General features: G+C 45.3%; 17 protein-coding genes. 15 read left to right on the plus strand and 2 right to left on the minus strand.

What is annotated here, in order from left to right:
- The first annotated feature begins 144 nt into the window (after nucleotides 1-144).
- The 5 genes from L4D74_RS08775 to L4D74_RS08795 all read left to right on the plus strand — a co-directional run bounded on the left by L4D74_RS08775 (nucleotide 145) and on the right by L4D74_RS08795 (nucleotide 7,293).
- Nucleotides 145-3,381, plus strand: coding sequence for a DNA translocase FtsK (locus L4D74_RS08775; RefSeq protein ID WP_428751746.1), 3,237 nt, complete (start codon nucleotides 145-147; stop codon nucleotides 3,379-3,381).
- Between the two features lie 18 nt (nucleotides 3,382-3,399).
- A complete protein-coding gene (gene lolA, locus L4D74_RS08780; RefSeq protein ID WP_265673400.1) occupies nucleotides 3,400-4,011 on the plus strand; it encodes an outer membrane lipoprotein periplasmic chaperone LolA in 612 nt (203 codons plus the stop codon).
- A gap of 8 nt (nucleotides 4,012-4,019) precedes the next feature.
- On the plus strand, nucleotides 4,020-5,369 hold the full coding sequence (locus tag L4D74_RS08785; protein WP_428751747.1) for a replication-associated recombination protein A: 1,350 nt from the start codon (nucleotides 4,020-4,022) through the stop codon (nucleotides 5,367-5,369).
- Nucleotides 5,370-5,471: 102 nt separating this feature from the next.
- On the plus strand, nucleotides 5,472-6,779 hold the full coding sequence (gene serS, locus L4D74_RS08790) for a serine--tRNA ligase (protein ID WP_265673402.1): 1,308 nt from the start codon (nucleotides 5,472-5,474) through the stop codon (nucleotides 6,777-6,779).
- 247 nt (nucleotides 6,780-7,026) lie between these two features.
- Nucleotides 7,027-7,293 (plus strand): DksA/TraR family C4-type zinc finger protein, encoded by a 267-nt coding sequence (locus tag L4D74_RS08795; protein ID WP_265673403.1) that lies wholly within the window; start codon nucleotides 7,027-7,029, stop codon nucleotides 7,291-7,293.
- 162 nt (nucleotides 7,294-7,455) lie between these two features.
- On the opposite strand, the gene bioA is transcribed toward L4D74_RS08795, so the two are convergent.
- Nucleotides 7,456-8,733 carry an adenosylmethionine--8-amino-7-oxononanoate transaminase gene (bioA, locus tag L4D74_RS08800; protein WP_428751911.1) on the minus strand — a complete coding sequence of 426 codons (1,278 nt, stop codon included), beginning with the start codon at nucleotides 8,731-8,733 and terminating at the stop codon, nucleotides 7,456-7,458.
- Nucleotides 8,734-8,852: 119 nt separating this feature from the next.
- Between bioA and bioB the strand changes: the two genes are divergently transcribed.
- Genes bioB through bioD form a run of 4 tightly spaced genes read left to right on the plus strand, consistent with a single transcriptional unit; the run spans nucleotide 8,853 to nucleotide 12,520 of the window.
- Nucleotides 8,853-9,905 (plus strand): biotin synthase BioB, encoded by a 1,053-nt coding sequence (gene bioB, locus L4D74_RS08805; RefSeq protein ID WP_428751749.1) that lies wholly within the window; start codon nucleotides 8,853-8,855, stop codon nucleotides 9,903-9,905.
- On the plus strand, nucleotides 9,889-11,058 hold the full coding sequence (locus L4D74_RS08810) for an 8-amino-7-oxononanoate synthase (protein ID WP_428751751.1): 1,170 nt from the start codon (nucleotides 9,889-9,891) through the stop codon (nucleotides 11,056-11,058). The genes bioB and L4D74_RS08810 overlap by 17 nt, the downstream gene beginning before the upstream one ends.
- Nucleotides 11,043-11,843, plus strand: a complete 801-nt coding sequence (gene bioC / locus L4D74_RS08815) for a malonyl-ACP O-methyltransferase BioC (protein ID WP_428751753.1) — start codon at nucleotides 11,043-11,045, stop codon at nucleotides 11,841-11,843. Before L4D74_RS08810 ends, bioC begins: the two co-directional genes overlap by 16 nt.
- Entirely contained in the window at nucleotides 11,840-12,520 is a 681-nt protein-coding gene (gene bioD, locus L4D74_RS08820; protein WP_428751754.1) for a dethiobiotin synthase, read from the plus strand. The genes bioC and bioD overlap by 4 nt, the downstream gene beginning before the upstream one ends.
- 77 nt (nucleotides 12,521-12,597) lie before the next feature.
- On the opposite strand, the gene L4D74_RS08825 is transcribed toward bioD, so the two are convergent.
- Entirely contained in the window at nucleotides 12,598-12,765 is a 168-nt protein-coding gene (locus L4D74_RS08825) for a hypothetical protein (RefSeq protein WP_265673408.1), read from the minus strand.
- Nucleotides 12,766-13,167: 402 nt separating this feature from the next.
- Between L4D74_RS08825 and htpX the strand changes: the two genes are divergently transcribed.
- From htpX to L4D74_RS08855, 6 genes are all read left to right on the plus strand, one after another.
- Complete coding sequence (gene htpX / locus L4D74_RS08830; RefSeq protein ID WP_428751755.1) at nucleotides 13,168-14,043, plus strand: protease HtpX; 876 nt, start codon at nucleotides 13,168-13,170, stop codon at nucleotides 14,041-14,043.
- Between the two features lie 223 nt (nucleotides 14,044-14,266).
- Complete coding sequence (locus L4D74_RS08835; protein ID WP_428751756.1) at nucleotides 14,267-14,686, plus strand: nuclear transport factor 2 family protein; 420 nt, start codon at nucleotides 14,267-14,269, stop codon at nucleotides 14,684-14,686.
- Nucleotides 14,686-15,420 (plus strand): SDR family NAD(P)-dependent oxidoreductase, encoded by a 735-nt coding sequence (locus L4D74_RS08840; RefSeq protein WP_428751757.1) that lies wholly within the window; start codon nucleotides 14,686-14,688, stop codon nucleotides 15,418-15,420. Before L4D74_RS08835 ends, L4D74_RS08840 begins: the two co-directional genes overlap by 1 nt.
- A gap of 67 nt (nucleotides 15,421-15,487) precedes the next feature.
- On the plus strand, nucleotides 15,488-16,768 hold the full coding sequence (locus L4D74_RS08845) for an NAD(P)/FAD-dependent oxidoreductase (protein ID WP_428751758.1): 1,281 nt from the start codon (nucleotides 15,488-15,490) through the stop codon (nucleotides 16,766-16,768).
- Nucleotides 16,765-17,553 (plus strand): DUF1365 domain-containing protein, encoded by a 789-nt coding sequence (locus tag L4D74_RS08850; RefSeq protein ID WP_428751759.1) that lies wholly within the window; start codon nucleotides 16,765-16,767, stop codon nucleotides 17,551-17,553. Before L4D74_RS08845 ends, L4D74_RS08850 begins: the two co-directional genes overlap by 4 nt.
- 11 nt (nucleotides 17,554-17,564) lie before the next feature.
- Nucleotides 17,565-18,818, plus strand: coding sequence for a class I SAM-dependent methyltransferase (locus tag L4D74_RS08855; RefSeq protein ID WP_428751761.1), 1,254 nt, complete (start codon nucleotides 17,565-17,567; stop codon nucleotides 18,816-18,818).
- The last annotated feature ends 29 nt before the right edge of the window (nucleotides 18,819-18,847 follow it).

The following is an 18,847-nucleotide window of genomic DNA, read 5'->3' on the forward strand; positions in this document are numbered from 1 at the left end:
CTAACAAGGAGTTGACTAATGCCATGAAAATCCATGCTTTATTCATCTCCTAGATTGGGTTTTAATCCCCGATGTGGTTAAATCAATAAATACTCCGAGCGGCTTTTGCCGCTCGGGCTGTTTCTACTAAGTTAGATGTTGGATATGTTCAAACAGGACAAAAAAAGAGTCGAAACGATCATTAAGACCAGTGAAGAGCAAGAAGCTTCACGTCTCAACGGTTTTCAACGATTAAGAGAATGCTGCTTCATACTGGCAGTCTTGACGTCGATTTTATTGGCGGTCGCATTATTTACTTTCAGCCCAGCAGACCCTTCTTGGTCTCAAACGTCATGGGGTGGCGACATTCAAAATGCAGGCGGCATCGTAGGTGCATGGCTTGCTGATACGCTATTTTTCGTTTTTGGCTCTTTGGCTTACCCCGTTCCTTTTGTTGTTGCTTTTAGCGCTTGGGTGTTTTTCCGTACTCGCGATAAAGACGATGAAATTGATTTTATGATCTGGGGTACACGCACGCTCGGCTTGACCATCATTATATTGACAAGCTGTGGTTTGGCTGACATTAACTTTGATGATATTTGGTATTTTTCGTCTGGCGGCGTGATTGGCGATGTGCTGACTAGCCTGTCATTGCCTACTCTAAATGTGCTGGGTACAACCATTGTCTTGCTGTTTTTGTGGGGGGCAGGATTTACCTTATTGACTGGGATTTCATGGCTTAGCATTGTGGAATGGATTGGCAACAGTGTCCTGACATTCATTGCGGCGCTAACGAATAAAGCGCGTGGCAGTAAAGAGCAAGTATACGAGCCAGTTTTATCTCAGCCAGAACGTGTTGATGAAGATGATGTGATGCCACACTTCTCGGCGAAAGATGAAGCACTGTTGTCTGACGAGCAAGTGTTATCGCCAGCTAAGCGACGCCATTATAATATTCATATGCCAGATACTGCGGATCTAGAATCACGTTTAGACGGCACAGATAATAACGATCCGTTGTTTGCCAGCTCAGCGTCTACGGTTATTGAGACAGCGCCTGCTAATGAGTACTCCTCTTCTCTCTCCAACACGGTACCGACACAACACGATGCTGAGACGTTGCATACCGACGTGACTGCGGAAGCGAGAACGGAAGCGGTTAACAGCGCAAGCACTCCTGAGTTCTCACAGAATGAAACACGAATAGTGCCGCCATCGATGGATGAACCAACGCCTTCGGTGACGCCAATGCCAAAGGTTGCCCCGGAAGAAGATCGCAGCCATTTACTGGGTGCGACGATAGAAGATCTTGAAATAGCGGCAAGGACGTATGACGATTTTGCCGATCAGTCTACACACTTGGATGCAACACACGTGGATGCAACACAAGCAGAGACTACATACACAGATACTCAGCAGGCTGATACTAAACAGCTAGACTCCAGCTATGCAGAGCCGACCATTACTAATGGCGCTGATCATAGTGATGTTAACACTTCACATCTTACCACTGCCGCAATGACGACAGCGATGGCTAGTGCACCGTTGGCCGCGCAAGGCGTTGAAGGACTACCTTGGAGTTCAGAGAGTGTTGACGTGACAGGAGAGCCAACAGCACAGACTAATCTTGCTGATTCTGAGCGCCTTAATACAGATGCTAAGTCTTGGCCACAGGAAAACCCCTCTTCGCTTGAACCTGAAAATAACGAGTCGATAGAGGCGCATATTGAACCGGAAGCGGTTTGGGTTGAAGAACCGAACGTACCGCCCGCAGCTCAACCTCAAGAGGATGCGTATGTAGACGCGGATTCGCAGGCGTTCCAGTCTTTGGTTGCAGAAGCACAAAAAACGGCGGTTGCGCAAGTGAACCCTTTCCTGGTGCAAAAAGATGCCAATCTACCCAAGCCAGCGGAACCAATGCCGACGCTTGAACTGCTTTATCATCCTGAAAAGCGTGAAAACTTTATCGATAGAGAAGCGTTGGAAAATATCGCTCGCTTGGTTGAGTCCAAACTGGCTGATTATAAAATTAAGGCTGAAGTGGTCGATATCTTCCCAGGACCAGTGATTACCCGTTTTGAGCTCGACTTAGCACCAGGTGTTAAGGTCAGTCGTATCTCTGGCCTATCTATGGATTTGGCCCGTTCATTATCAGCAATGGCAGTGCGTGTAGTGGAAGTTATTCCCGGTAAGCCTTATGTAGGCTTAGAGCTACCGAACATGACGCGTCAGACGGTTTATTTTTCGGATGTCATCGGTAGCCCTGCGTTTACTGAGTCTAAGTCGCCAACTACGGTGGTATTAGGCCAAGATATCGCGGGTGAAGCCGTGGTCGCCGATTTGTCTAAAATGCCTCACGTATTAGTGGCAGGTACAACCGGTTCAGGTAAATCGGTTGGCGTTAACGTGATGATTCTAAGTATGCTATATAAAGCGACGCCAGAAGAAGTGCGCTTTATCATGATTGACCCGAAAATGTTGGAGCTTTCGATTTATGAAGGTATCCCGCATTTGTTGTCGGAAGTGGTTACTGATATGAAAGACGCCTCTAATGCACTGCGCTGGTGTGTTGGGGAAATGGAGCGTCGCTATAAGCTGATGTCGGCACTCGGTGTTCGAAACATTAAGGGCTTTAACGACAAACTGAAAATGGCGGCGGAAGCGGGTCACCCTATTCATGACCCACTATGGAAAGATGGCGATAGTATGGAGCCAGAGCCGCCATTACTTGAAAATCTACCTTACATTGTGGTTGTCGTGGATGAATTCGCTGACTTAATCATGGTGGTGGGTAAGAAAGTCGAAGAACTGATTGCGCGTTTGGCTCAAAAAGCCCGTGCAGCAGGTATTCACTTAATTTTGGCGACGCAGCGTCCATCGGTGGATGTGATTACCGGTCTAATTAAAGCCAACATTCCGACACGTGTCGCGTTTACGGTTTCAACCAAAACAGACTCAAGAACCATTCTCGACCAAGGTGGCGCTGAATCACTGTTAGGTATGGGTGATATGTTGTACCTACCACCAGGATCAAGCCATACGACCCGTGTACATGGCGCTTTTGCGTCCGATGATGATGTACATGCCGTGGTGAATAACTGGAAGGCGAGGGGCAAACCTAACTATATTGAAGAGATTACCAATGGTGATCAAAGCCCAGAAACCTTATTGCCGGGAGAAAAGATGGAAGGTGATGAGGAAATGGATCCATTGTTTGACCAAGTGGTTGAACATGTTGTGCACTCACGTCGAGGCTCAGTCTCTGGGGTACAAAGACGCTTTAAGATAGGTTACAACCGAGCCGCTCGAATTGTCGAGCAACTTGAAGCTCAAGGGATAGTTAGTGCGCCGGGTCATAACGGTAACCGTGAAGTATTGGCTCCACCTCCAATTAAAGAATAATGGCAGTAAGGAATTATTATGAATAAATGGCTTTCGCTTGTACTCGTCACCGTTTCTGCATTTAGCTTTACAGCGTCTGCATCGCCACAGCAAGAGCTGAGTGAACGTTTGCAGCTTAATGATGGATTCAGTGCGAATTTCACACAAACCGTGACTAGCCCTGATGGTGAGGTTGTCATGGAAGGTGAAGGTAATGTTGAAATTGCTCGTCCGAGTATGTTTCGCTGGGTGACCACCTTACCGGATGAAAATGTATTGATATCAGATGGCAGCAATCTTTGGTATTACAGCCCATTTATTGAGCAGGTGAGTATTTATAATCAAGAACAAGCGACGGAACAAACCCCGTTTGTATTGCTGACACGTAACCGCGCCAGTGATTGGGATAATTACAGCATTGAACAGCGCGGCGATATGTTTACGTTGACACCAACCGCCGTTGATTCAACGCAAGGTCAATTCCAAATTAATATTGACCCGAAAGGGATAGTGCACGGTTTTAACGTGATTGAGCAAGATGGCCAGCAAGGTCAGTTTGTTTTTGAAACGATTAAGGTGGGTAAACCCTCATCGGAGCGCTTCACTTTTGTCGTTCCTGAAGGGGTAGAAATTGATGATCAAAGAAACTAGGGGATTACGTGAGTAATTTTAGTTTTGATTTTTCAGGGGACGAAGATTTTCGTCCCCTGGCTGCGAGAATGCGCCCAGAAACAGTGGAGCAGTACATTGGCCAGCAACATATTCTTGGAGTGGGTAAGCCACTTCGTCGTGCTTTAGAGGCGGGCCAGCTTCACTCTATGATTTTATGGGGTCCCCCAGGTACTGGGAAAACGACGCTTGCTGAAGTGGCGGCAAATTATGCTGACGCAGAAGTCGAGCGAGTATCCGCAGTGACCTCGGGTGTTAAAGATATTCGTGCTGCTATTGAAAGAGCGCGAGAAAACAAACTGGCAGGCAAGCGAACCATCTTGTTTGTGGATGAAGTCCATCGCTTTAATAAAAGCCAACAAGACGCCTTTTTGCCACACATTGAAGATGGAACGGTGACGTTTATTGGGGCGACGACAGAGAACCCGTCGTTTGAACTTAATAACGCATTATTGTCTCGAGCACGGGTCTATAAGCTGACCTCGCTTGATAAGGCCGATATTCTGCTAGTACTTGAGCAAGCGATTCAAGATGAAGCGCGTGGTTTAGGTCAGGTGTCGGTGGAGTTTCAGGACAATGTTTTAGATAGATTGGCTGAGCTCGTTAATGGTGATGCCCGTATGTCTCTTAATTATCTTGAGCTGCTCTATGATATGGCAGAGGACAATGCACAAGGTGAAAAACAGATTACATTGCCTTTGCTTGCGGAAGTCGCTGGAGAAAAAGTAAATCGTTTTGATAATAAGGGAGACATTTGGTATGACCTTATTTCAGCGGTGCATAAGTCCATTCGCGGTTCAAACCCAGATGCCGCTCTATATTGGTCGGCACGTATGATTGCTGCTGGTTGTGATCCGTTATACATCGCTAGGCGTTTATTAGCGATAGCGTCAGAAGACATCGGTAATGCAGACCCCAGAGCCATGCAAGTCGCGATGTCGGCTTGGGATTGTTTTACTCGCATTGGTCCGGCTGAAGGTGAACGGGCGATAGCACAAGCGATCGTCTATCTTGCCTGCGCGCCTAAAAGTAATGCTGTATATACGGCTTGGAAGCAAGCGCTAACAGACGCGCACCAATTACCTGAGTATGAAGTGCCTCATCATTTACGCAATGCTCCTACCTCTTTAATGAAAGATATGGGTTACGGAGAAGGGTATCGTTATGCTCATGATGAACCTGGTGCTTACGCGGCAGGTGAGCGATATTTGCCCCCTGAAATGAGTGGTACACGCTACTACCAGCCGACAAATCGCGGTCTTGAAACCAAAATTGGTGAAAAGTTAGATTATCTTGCCGATTTAGACGCAAAAAGCCCACAAAAGCGCTATGAAAAGTAGTGGCTTTTCGTTATCGTTATCCGGTTCAATTATCAAGATTTATCAGCGGTTATAAATTAATCGCTTATAAACGTATTCATAACCTAATGCATAGGATTGGCAATGCTGGATTCTAAATTACTTCGTACAGAGCTGGATGAAACAGCTGCAAAATTGGCGCGTCGTGGCTTTACGCTTGACGTAGAAACTATTCGTAAACTTGAAGAGCAACGCAAGTCGATTCAAGTCGAAGTAGAAAATTTACAATCCACGCGCAATTCCATCTCCAAGCAAATCGGTCAGAAAATGGCGGCTGGCGATAAAGAAGGCGCTGAAGAAATCAAAAAACAGATTGGTACTTTAGGTAGCGATCTTGAAGCGAAAAAAGTTGAGCTAGCGGCGTTAATGACCGAGCTTGACGATATTACGTTGTCTGTGCCAAACATCCCTGCGGATGACGTGCCAGACGGCAAAGATGAAAACGAAAACGTAGAAGTTTCTCGTTGGGGTCAACCAAAGTCATATGACTTTGAAGTGAAAGATCACGTTGATCTAGGTGAAATTGCAGGTGGCCTTGATTTCGCAAGCGCGACTAAGATTACCGGTGCTCGCTTTATCGTTATGAAAGGGCAATTTGCGCGTCTTCACCGTGCGATTGCACAATTTATGCTGGATCTCCACACTGATGAGCATGGTTATACAGAAATGTATGTCCCTTACTTAGTGAATGCAGATAGCCTTTACGGCACAGGTCAGTTACCTAAATTCGGTAAAGACCTTTTCCATACTGAGCCGCTTGTTGAAAAAGTGAGTGATGAAGAGCCGCGTAAGCTGTCTCTAATCCCAACGGCAGAAGTACCAGTGACCAACATGGTTCGCGATACCATTACGGATGAAGCAGACCTGCCTGTTAAAATGACAGCGCATACGCCATGTTTCCGTTCTGAAGCAGGTTCATACGGTCGTGACACTCGTGGTCTGATTCGTATGCACCAATTTGATAAAGTGGAATTAGTACAAATTACTAAGCCTGAAGATTCAATGGACGCGCTTGAAGAACTAACCGGTCACGCAGAGAAAGTGCTACAGCTTCTTGAACTGCCTTACCGTAAAGTGGTTCTGTGTACGGGTGATATGGGCTTTGGTGCTCGCAAGACGTACGATCTTGAAGTCTGGGTTCCTGCACAAGAAACGTACCGTGAGATTTCATCTTGCTCAAACATGTGGGATTTCCAATCACGTCGTATGCAAGCTCGTTTCCGCCGTAAAGGTGAGAAGAAGCCAGAGCTCGTTCACACACTAAATGGTTCAGGTTTGGCTGTTGGCCGTACTATGGTTGCTATTCTTGAGAATAACCAAGAAGCAGATGGTCGTATTGCTATCCCAACTGTGCTGCAACCGTATATGCGCGGTGTGACTCACATTGGTTAATACCAATTGATAGAATGATAAAGCCCAGCACTCGCTGGGCTTTTTTATGGGCGTAGTATTTAAAGATGTTGAATTGCCTCTCCGGTGTGTGCGGGTTACGGTTGCTGTTGACTATTACACGGCGGTAATAGTGTTTTGGCGTTTTGCCATCTTATTAAAACCGTTGCTGTCGATATAATGTGCAACGTCATCGCAGTGTGGTACTGCGATAAACACGATTTTCTCAATCAATCTTCGAGGAGGGTGTATGGCAGTTGGATGGGCAGGTGACGACAGTGTTAGTCAACAGATTCAGCATAATATTGATGACGAAATTAGCCGAGTAAGACGTAATCTTATCACAGGAGAGAGTGCGCAATTTTGTGACGAATGTGGAGAGGATATCCCGGAGGCGAGGCGTAACGCCATAAAAGGGGTTCGCTTGTGTCTTCATTGTCAATCGTCGCTGGAGCACGCATATCAGCGCTCGTCGTTATTTAACCGCCGAGCGAGTAAGGACAGCCAGCTAAGATAGTTGCGCTTAAACTACGGTACCTAAACTTATGGTATCTAAACTACAGTACCTAAATGACGGTATCTAAAATAGCCTAGAGAAGCCGACGGCGACATGACCACGTTAGCGATTTGAGTGAGTGGCTTAAATCGCTAACGAATGTAGAGCTCACTTATTTAGCGGTTAAGTAAAGCACTGATCATTGTCTAACGCTGCTTTAATCGATTGAACCAGTTTAGCAATGTGTTCAGGTTGGCTAATGTAAGGTGGCATCATGTAAATCAAGCGACCAAATGGTCGAATCCAAACACCACTATCAACAAAATGTTGTTGAATCACTTCCATATTAACGGCAGTGGTTACCTCAACTACCCCTATCGCTCCTAACCAGCGTACATCGCTGACTCGGTCACACTGCAAAAGCGGTGGTAGAAGCTCGGTAAACAAAGACTCGATTAATGAGACTTGCTGTTGCCATTCACCGGTTTCAATAAGCGATAAACTCGCCTCGGCGACGGCGCAAGCGAGAGGGTTTCCCATAAACGTAGGCCCGTGCATAAAGCACGCCGCCTCACCTCCACACACTGTATCTGCCACATGCTTCGATGTTAGGGTTGCCGATAATGTCATGTAGCCTCCAGTGAGTGCTTTACCGACACACATAATATCTGGCTGTACATTGGCATGTTCGCATGCAAAGAGCTTACCTGTACGACCAAAGCCTGTGGCAATTTCATCAAGGATGAGCAATACCCCATGCTCATCGCATAGCTGGCGCACTCTTTTAAGAAAGGTTGGGTGATAGATGCGCATGCCTCCAGCCCCTTGAACAATAGGCTCGAGGATGACAGCGGCGATTTGACTGTGGTGGCTAGCAAGTTTGTTTGCAAAGTCTTCAATGTCAGCCTCGTCCCATTTCTGCCCAAAGGCAATGTTGGGCGAATTGGCAAAGATGTGCTCTGGTAAAAAGCCTTTATACAAACTATGCATAGAATTATTGGGGTCAGTGACAGACATCGCCGCGAAGGTATCACCATGATAGCCATGGCTTAAGGTGAGAAATTTGGGGCGACTTTCACCTTTTGCGTGCCAATATTGTAATGCCATTTTCAAACTGACTTCTACCGCCACCGACCCTGAGTCGGCCAAAAAAACGTGCTCGAGATTACTTGGTGATAGTGCGATGAGCTTCTTGCAGGCGTTAATTGCAGGCTCATGAGTGATCCCACCAAACATAACGTGCGCCATTTTGTCAGTTTGACGTTTTAGCGCATCATTAAGTAATGGGTGGTTATAGCCATGAATTGTTGACCACCATGATGACATGCCATCCACGAGTTTACGTCCATCCTCAAGCTCAATAGTTACCCCATTGGCGGAGGTGACTGGGTAACAGGTTAAAGGGTTAAGCGTTGAGGTGTAAGGGTGCCAAATGTGTTGGCGATCAAAGTCGAGATCCATCATAACTCTCTGTTTATTATTTAATCAGATGTCAACGCCGTAGCGTAGTCGGTGTTGACAGTGTAACGACTGTGGGTACACTAGCCAAGACTAATAATAATGTGAGCAAGGAATTTTCTGTGGAAGTAAGACACAACTGGACGCTAGCGGAAGTCTCGGCCCTGATGGACAAACCCTTCATGGATCTGCTTTTTGAAGCGCAAACATTGCATAGGCAGCATCAGCAAACGAATCATGTACAAGTGAGTACATTGCTGTCCATTAAAACCGGTGCCTGCCCAGAAGATTGTAAATACTGCCCGCAGAGTGCGCGCTACCGTACAGATGTTGAAGCCGAGCGACTAATGGAAGTTGACCGAGTATTAGAGGCGGCGCAAAAAGCAAAGACGGCAGGCTCGACTCGTTTTTGTATGGGAGCTGCATGGAAAAATCCGAAAGAGCGTGACATGCCTTTGCTCAAAGAAATGATCAAAGGCGTAAAGGATATGGGGTTAGAGACGTGCATGACGTTGGGCATGCTAACTCCAGAGCAAGCGAGTCATCTTGCCGACGCTGGTCTTGACTACTACAACCATAATCTAGACACCTCGCCAGAATTCTACGGCAAAATCATTACCACGCGAACTTATCAAGACCGTTTGGATACTCTTAGCCATGTACGTGATGCAGGGATGAAAATTTGTTCTGGTGGCATCATTGGTATGGGTGAAAGTGCCAACGACCGAGCCGGTTTGCTCATGGAACTGGCTAACCTTCCAGTTCATCCAGAAAGTGTACCGATTAATATGTTGGTGAAGGTTAAAGGGACGCCAATGGAAGCGGTTGATGATGTAGAACCGTTTGATTTTATCCGCCTTATCGCTATTGCTCGAATCATGATGCCGCAATCCGCTGTTCGTTTATCCGCTGGACGTGAAAACATGAATGAGCAGATGCAGGCGCTTTGTTTCATGGCTGGTGCTAACTCAGTTTTCTATGGCTGCAAGTTATTGACGACACCAAACCCAGATGAAGATACTGATCTGCAATTGTTTAACAAGTTGGGTATCAATCGCGAAGAAACCTCGCAAAAACCTGATGAAGTTCAAGAAAGTGATTTACTAGACCAAGTTGCGATGCGTGTTGCTTCTCGTCCTGAAAAAGATGACCTTTTCTATGAAGCCGGCGTTTGATAGCCGCATAGAGCAGGCGATCTCTTTACGACAGCAGCAAGGCTTACTCAGACGCACTCAAGCAATTGGTGATGGCAATCATCGCCAGTTTGCTTTTAACGGTGAACGCTTTATCAACTTTTCGTCTAACGATTATTTAGGGTTGGCTGCCAGTGAAGAGCTGGCGTTGGCCTACCAGCAAGCGATAGCCAAATATGGCGCGGGTAGTGGGGCATCACCTCTAGTGACGGGGTATTCAAATTCTCACGCTGATCTCGAAAGTGCGTTGACTGAATGGCTTGGCTATGACAGTGCGATATTTTTTTCATCTGGCTTTTCCGCTAATCAAGCGGTGTTGTTTTCATTGCTAGAGAAGGGGGATCTTCTGCTGCAAGATCGTCTCAATCATGCCTCATTAATGGAGGCAGGTATGTTGAGCCCGGCAACGATGAAGCGCTATCGTCATGGCGATCTTAATCATTTAGCATCGTTATTCGTGCCATGCACTCCAACATTAGCGGTTACGGAGAGTGTATTTAGTATGGATGGAGATATCGCACCCGTAGATGAATTCATACAGCGATGCCAGGCTGCCAATGTGATGACGATGGTCGATGACGCACATGGCATCGGTGTGCTCGGTGATGATGGGCTTGGTGCATTGTCACAGTGTCAACGCAAGCCAGACATATTGGTGGTGACGTTTGGTAAGGCATTTGGGCTTAATGGCGCAGCGGTTTTGTGTTCTAAAGCCATGTCTGAGTACCTGACACAGTTTGCTCGCCACTATATTTATTCTACGGCCTTTTCCGCAGCGCATGCGTCGGCGTTATTAGCGGCGCTTACTATGATTCAAACACAACCATGGCGTCGAGAAAAAGTGTGTGAATTGGGGGCGCTGTTTCGCGAAGGAGTGGCTCATCTTCCTGCATATGTGGATACGCAGACACCGATAAAGCCATGGGTTGTGGGGGATGAAATGAATACGATATCACTTTGCTCCGCATTGAAATCTAATCATATATGGACGACTGCGATACGACCGCCAACGGTTGCAAAAGGCAGTGCGCGCTTACGAATTACATTATCAGCCACACATACGCCAGCAGACATTAGAGCGTTAGTGATTGGTCTGGAAGAGTCGGCAAAGGAATTACCATGTCAGAAGCGTTAGTTATCCAAGAAGAAACCAATGACAAATTGGCCATCTCTACCGCCTTTAGCCGCGCGGCTGCACGCTATGATGAGCATGCTAAGTTTCAACGGCAAGTCGCTGACAAGTTATTGGCATTGCTGCCAGATGATTTAAATGGAACAACAGTACTCGATTTAGGGTGCGGCACAGGTTATTGCGCCAAAGTGCTACTTCAGCGAGGGGCAAGCGTTGTATGTGCCGATCTGTCTAGCGAGATGTTACATAAAGCACGACAACGGTGCGGAAATGAAAAAGTCACGTATCACGTCGAAGATGCAGAGGCGCTGTCATTTTCAAGTGGCAGTTTTGATTACGTGGTGTCTAGTCTCGCCTTGCAATGGTGTGATGATTTGGCGCTGCCGCTAGCGGAAATCAAGCGAGTGACTAAGCCAAATGGTCAGTACGCCTTTTCAACGTTAGTTGCGGGTTCGCTTAAAGAACTGAGTACCGCATGGAGCAAAGTTGATGAATATCAGCATGTGAATCGATTTATCTCGACAAATCAGATAAAAATTGCGTTGGCGCAATCTGGTAGCGTTAGGTATCAACTAGACTGCCCTGAAATAGTTATGTGGTATCAAACCGCACTTGATTTGATGAAGGACTTGAAAGGGATCGGTGCTACCCATGTAAAGGGGCGCTCCCGTAGCTTTACTGGCAAGAAAGCATTGCAGAAGCTAGAAATGGAATATAACAAGTTCTCAAATCCAGTGGGTTTATTACCAGCGAGTTATCAAGTTTGTTTGGGGTTAGTGACATTATGATGAAAGCATTATTTATTGCAGGTACGGATACTGAAGTTGGTAAAACAGTGGTATCGAAAGCGATATTAAGTGCTGTAGGAGACCAAGGGCATGCAACGATAGGCTATAAGCCAGTTGCGGCTGGGTGTGAGCAGACAGAAAATGGTTGGCGTAATTCAGATGCTTTGCACCTTCAGCAAGCGGCAACGGTTGACGTTGATTATGATTTGGTTAATCCATATGCGATGTCTCTGCCAGCATCACCACATATAGCGGCGTTAGCCGATGGTGTAAGCGTTGATTATGAGAAGCTTTCTTCGGTATTAAAGCAACACAAAGAAAACAGTGATTTCGTGTTGGTAGAAGGCGCTGGTGGTTGGCGAGTCCCTGTTTCTGAAGACGACTGTTTGTCGACGTGGGTTAAACAAGAAGCCTTACCAGTCGTGCTAGTCGTTGGAATTAAGTTGGGCTGCTTGAGTCATGCGATGCTGACGGCTGAAGCGATAAAAGCTGATGGTCTTGAGTTAGTCGGTTGGGTCGCAAATCGTATCAATCCGGGTGTCGAGCACTATGCGGATATTATAAAGATGCTGGAGCACAAAATGGGTGCACCAAAACTTGGTGAAATCCCTTATGTTCCTGGTTGTAAACAAAGAAACATTGGCAAGTACATTAACCTTGATGTATTAGATGCATAATAAAAAATGCCGCTCAAATAGAGCGGCATTTTTTTACTACTTGCATTCGTCACGTGATTTACCGTAGAACCGAGCTTTTACTTCTCGCTAGCGAGCCCGACGAATGCAGACTGAGTCTCTAAAATATGAGTATCTAGTTCACTTGCTTCGCTAATACCCAACTGCTCTCTTGCTTCATCCTCACTAATACCTAAGTGACAACAAAGTAAGTCAATCGCCATCTGAAAGTTGTTATTTTCTACCATGAGGTTTTCCTTTTCGGCATGGAACTAATAAGTCTCAGGCGACTTTATCGGTATGGGGAGCAAGACTCAATACGACCAAAGTCTAACGATGTAAGCCTTGTTCTAAGACCATTTAATGCAAATAGTGTAAGTGACAAATTGCATATCTAGTGTCATTTGAGGTTGGTGTAATCATTTCAATGGTTTATGGTATTGTTCCCGATCAAGAAATTAACGGTTTGTTTCAATTTAATGCTTAACCTTGATTTTTAAATCTAAGACACTATGTATATAGTGAAGTCGAAAAATGTTACCCCGATCCCAAAAATTCTTCGACGTGATGAGTTTTTGAGGACACTATAAAAAGAATCAGAGAAATCATTCTTTGATCATAATAAAGCTTCTTAATCTGGAGAAATGTGAATGAAGCGAGTCTTACTCTTTTTAGCAACTAACTTGGCTGTTGTTTTGGTCTTAAGCGTTGTGCTTAATATCGTGTATGCAGTGACTGGGATGCAACCTGGTAGCCTTTCTGGTTTGTTGGTGATGGCCGCTGTTTTTGGATTTGGTGGCTCTTTTATATCGTTAATGATGTCAAAAGGGATGGCTTTGCGATCGGTAGGGGGAGTAGCCATTGAAACCCCACGTAATGAAACCGAACATTGGTTGTTGGAAACGGTAAGTCGTCAAGCTCAAGCGGCAGGTATTGGTATGCCAACCGTGGCGATTTACGATTCTGCAGATATCAATGCATTTGCAACGGGTGCAAAACGTGATGATTCACTGGTGGCGGTATCTTCAGGGTTGCTTCACAACATGACGCGAGATGAAGCTGAAGCCGTGTTGGCTCATGAGGTCAGCCACATTGCCAATGGTGATATGGTGACTATGACCCTTATGCAAGGTGTTGTGAATACGTTTGTTATCTTCTTATCACGCTTTATTGCCAATATCGTGGCGTCAAATAACAGTGATGAAGAAGGGGAAGGTGGCACCAATATGATGGTTTATTTTGGTGTTTCCATGGTGCTGGAGCTGGTGTTTGGTTTCCTAGCGAGCTTTATTACTATGTGGTACAGCCGCCATCGTGAGTTTTACGCTGATGCAGGTGCAGCAAAACTTGTGGGTAAGCACAAGATGATTGCAGCATTAGAGCGTTTGAAAATGAGCCAAGAGTCTCAGCTTGAGGGCTCAATGATGGCATTTGGTATTAATGGCAAACGCTCAATGACGGAACTACTAATGAGCCATCCGCCTCTAGACAAACGTATTGATGCATTGCGTCAGCAAAATTACTGATAGCTCGGAAAATAACGGTAGCAAAACGGCACTGGTATAAATCACGAGTGTAGTAATAACCATTAACTCATTAAAAAGCTTGGCGAATTCGCCAAGCTTTTTTTTTGATCTTTTTAAATGGCACTGCGTATGAGTTATACAAAAAGTTAAAAAATGAAATCTTGTATAACTTTAAAACAGACTAAATTTAATAAAATGATGGCGAAATTTAAAAGGAAGTGATGTGGATATTAACGATGTAAGCCGCCTGTATCAGCAGCTAGACAAGCAGAGCTTGTATTTATTAGAGGGTGTTTATCATGACAGCGTCGTCTTTGAAGATCCTGCACATACCGTTGTGGGGAAGACCTCTCTAGTGGCTTACTTTCATGCGCTTTATGCCAACGTCATTCGATGTGAATTTGATATAGAGCAGCAACAGCAACTTGAAAGCCAAGGCTTTCTAACTTGGACAATGAATCTTCAACATCCAAAGCTAAATCGCGGTCAGCCCATTTCAGTGAAAGGCGCAAGCCACATTCAATTTGAAAATGGTCTTGTGATTTACCATCGAGACTACTTTGATCTTGGAGAAATGCTCTACGAACATATTGTCGTGCTTGGTGGGTTGATTAAAGGCATCAAAAAAAGGTTGGGTAACTAATGGACTCTGAAAATCAGACGGTTTTCATCACTGGCGCTTCTTCCGGTATAGGAAAGCAACTTGCTGACGATTATGCAAATCAAGGCTATGAAGTCTATGCCTGTGGACGCTCTATCCTAAAATTAGAAGAGTTAAAAGCGGGGCGCGAGAATATCCACCTGTTGTCTTTCGATGTTACTAACCAAGACGAAGTTGACCTTACGATTAGAAGTTTATCCACTATGCCAACGTTGTGGATCATTAATGCAGGTGATTGTGAGTACATGGATGAGGGGCATATCAATTCAGAGGTAATGAAGCGTGTGTTTGATGTCAATATGTTTGGCGTCATTCACGTGCTAGAAGCGATACAAGGGATGCTATCAAATAAACATCATATTGTGGTCGTTGGATCCATCGCAAGTGAGTTGGCATTGCCAAGAGCAGAAGCCTATGGAGCGTCAAAAGCTGCGGTGAGTTATCTAATACGTGCATTGCAACTGGACTGGAAAGCCAAAGGCGTAACGTTATCTTGTGTGTATCCTGGTTTTGTAAGAACGCCCTTAACCGATAAAAACGATTTTGACATGCCAATGATGATAGAAGTTGAGGAAGCGTCAGCCGCTATTCGAAAGGGGATAGAAAAACGTCAGTCTCACATCTACTTCCCAGCAAAATTCACTGCGATTATTCGCGTTATATCGTTGCTGCCGTACTCGTGGCAAACCTACTTAGTCAATAAGCTTCTTAGTTAGCAAAATACCTACGTAACAACCGAGTGAATTGACGAAATGATTAGCCGTAATTAAAAAGGAATTCATTATGAAAATTGCCATTATCGGGACCGGAATATCTGGGCTAACGTGCGGTTACCACTTACACAATGATCACGATGTGACACTTTTTGAAGCGAACGATTACATTGGTGGGCATACCGCAACAGTTGATATAGACATTGATGGCGAACAGCACGCTGTAGATACAGGGTTTATCGTATTCAATGATCGTACATACCCCAACTTCATAAAAATGATGGAAGAGATTGGTGTGACAAGCACGCCAACCCAAATGAGTTTTAGTGTGAAAAATCAAGCGAACGGGCTTGAATATAATGGCCATACGGTTTCAACGTTATTTGCGCAAAAGAAAAATTGGTTCAGTCCTACCTTCTACCGATTCGTGTTCGAAATATTACGGTTTAATAAACTTGCGAAAGAATTCGCCGAGAACGATATTGCCTCGGAAACGACGCTAGGTTCTTTTCTCAATGAGCACGAATTCAGTGACTACTTTTGTACCAACTACATTCTACCCATGGGGGCGGCGATTTGGTCTTCGACATTGGCAGATATGCGCGCATTCCCTTTAGGCTTCTTTTTAAGGTTTTTCTTAAATCATGGGCTGCTTGATGTAGTAAATCGACCGCAGTGGTATGTCATTGATGGCGGCTCTCGGGCATACATCGAACCGTTAATACGCGGTTTTGCCGATAAGATACAACTCAATGCACCGGTGACGAGTGTTAAACGTTACGATGATGCGGTCGAGGTGATTGTCAATGGTGAGTCCCAGTGGTTTGATCAAGTCATTTTTGCTTGTCACAGCGACCAAGCATTGACAATGCTAGAGGCGCCAAGTAACAACGAGTTGAGTATTTTAGCGGATATGCAATATCAATCGAATGAAGTGGTATTGCACACGGATGTTCGTTTGTTACCGGATGAAAAACGCGCTTGGGCATCATGGAATTATGCGTTAAACGAAGGGTGTGAAGAGCAGATGCCCACACTCACTTACAATATGAATATCCTTCAACACATTGAGTCATCCAGTACACTTTGTGTATCTCTGAACTCTTCGAATCTGGTTGATAGCGATAAGATACTGCGTACTTTTCATTATTCTCATCCAGTGTTTACTTCAAAATCCATTCGAGCTCAGAATCGCAGAGAGGAGCTATTTGGAGGCAATGAGACTTGGTTTTGTGGTGCGTATTGGTATAACGGGTTCCATGAAGATGGAGTTAGAAGCGCGCTAGATGTGGTTAAGAGAATCCAAGCTCTCAACCGCGATCAAAGCAATCCCATTAAGGGGGTCACATGAGTGCTCCAGTAGCCAACAGCCGCTTAATGGTAGGAAGCGTTGACCATAGACGCTTTACGCCTAAAAAGCACTATTTGCGATATCCATTGTTCATGCCCGCTATCGATCTTGATGAGTTGGAGCAGTTGAAGCAGAGTGTTTGGGGCTTTGGCGATAAGTGGTGGCATTGGGCAAGATTTCAACGCACAGACTATTTGGGGCAAGGCGATTTAAAGCTAGCTCTACAGAATAAGGTGCATGAACTTACCGGAGACAAACTCACAGGCAAAGTGATTGCCGTGTGCCATTTGCGTTATCTAGGGATTTACTTTAGTCCGGTCAATTTCTATTACCTCTACGATAAGAGAGGACAATGGCAATACCTGTTAGCCGAGGTGAGTAATACGCCTTGGAATGAACGTCATTATTACGCAGTTAACGCACAAAGTGGCAACCAAGATGAGAATTGGCAACATGACAAAGCCTTTCATGTATCGCCGTTCAATCCGATAGCTCAGCAGTACAAATGGAAGCTTAAGCCGCTTGGAGAACGGTTGTTTGTTCACTTGGCTTGCCATCGTGATCATAAAGAATTTGATGCGACGGTATCAATGAAGAGCCAGCCTTTTTGCTCGAAACAATTGTTATCTCTACTGATCAAAACACCCGTGATGGCAGTAAAAGTGGTGGCTGGCATTTATTGGCACGCCTTTAAACTGTGGTGCAAAGGCATGCCCATCTACGATCATCCAGAGAAAAAAAGTAGCCCTGCGGAGGCTTTATCTCAACAAAATTCTAAAGATTAAGGGAGTGCTTTATGTTGGACACGACACTAGTCAGTTCTCAAACGCTGACAACTATTCAGAAAACCGCCAGATCGGTGGCATTCAATTGCCTTTATAAACTGGATATCGGTTGCTTAACGATTGTAGAGAGTTTTGAACAAAATGGATTGGGCAACAAACATGTCAGTGAGCGTTTTGGTCGCCCAGAACGCGGTAAGCCAAATGCGGTAATAGAAGTGAAGCATCCGGACTTTTATCGTCGATTGTTAAAGGGTGGGAGCATCGCAGCTGGGGAAGCATACATGGATGGCTGGTGGGATAGCCCGGATTTAACGTGTGTGATGGAACTCATGGCGATCAACATGTCGGCGCTGGATACCATTGAAGCAAAATCTACGCCTTTGACACGAATACTGTATTGGTTGGGGCACTGGGGAAAGCGGAATACTCTGGATAACTCACGAGAGAATATTCACGCTCACTATGATTTAGGTAATGCTTTATATGAGACCTTTCTTGATGAGCGCATGCTCTACTCATCGGCTATTTATCACAGTGACGCAGATTCACTAGAAACCGCACAATTAAACAAGATGGAGCGCCTTTGTCAGCAGCTTCAGCTCTCTAGTGACGATCATGTTCTTGAAATTGGTACAGGCTGGGGAGCAATGGCTATTTATATGGCTCAACGCTATGGTTGCCAGGTCACCACGACAACCATCTCTGATGAACAATTTGATTATGCGCAGAACAAAATCAATGAGCTTGGGCTCAATGAGCGGATAACGTTATTGAAACAAGACTATCGTTTATTAGAGGGGCAGTACGACAAATTGGTGTCGATAGAGATGATAGAAGCCGTTGGTAAACAATTTCTTACCTCTTATCTGAAAAAGTGCCAATCGATGTTAAAGCCTAAAGGCTTGATGGCGATTCAAGCGATTACGATTGCCGATCAACGTTACGATAGTTATTCAAAAAATGTCGATTTTATCCAGAAGTATATCTTCCCGGGTGGCTTTCTACCTTCAATTACTGCATTGACCAGTGCATGTACCAAGCACACTGACTTAGTGACGCGAGACCTAGTCGACATTGGCTCAGATTATGCTACCACCCTTGCCGATTGGAGAGCAAGGTTCGAACAAGCCCTTCCAACGGTAAAGCAGCTTGGCTATGACGAGCGCTTTATTCGAATGTGGCGTTATTACTTTTGTTATTGCGAAGGGGGGTTTAGAGCGAAAAGTATTAGCACGGTGCATATGACTCTACAAAGAAACTCGTGAAACGAACCTAGATAACCGAAATACACGCC

The sequence above is a fragment of the Vibrio cionasavignyae genome (genome assembly GCF_050337155.1).
Classification (GTDB): Bacteria; Pseudomonadota; Gammaproteobacteria; order Enterobacterales; family Vibrionaceae; genus Vibrio; species Vibrio nomapromontoriensis.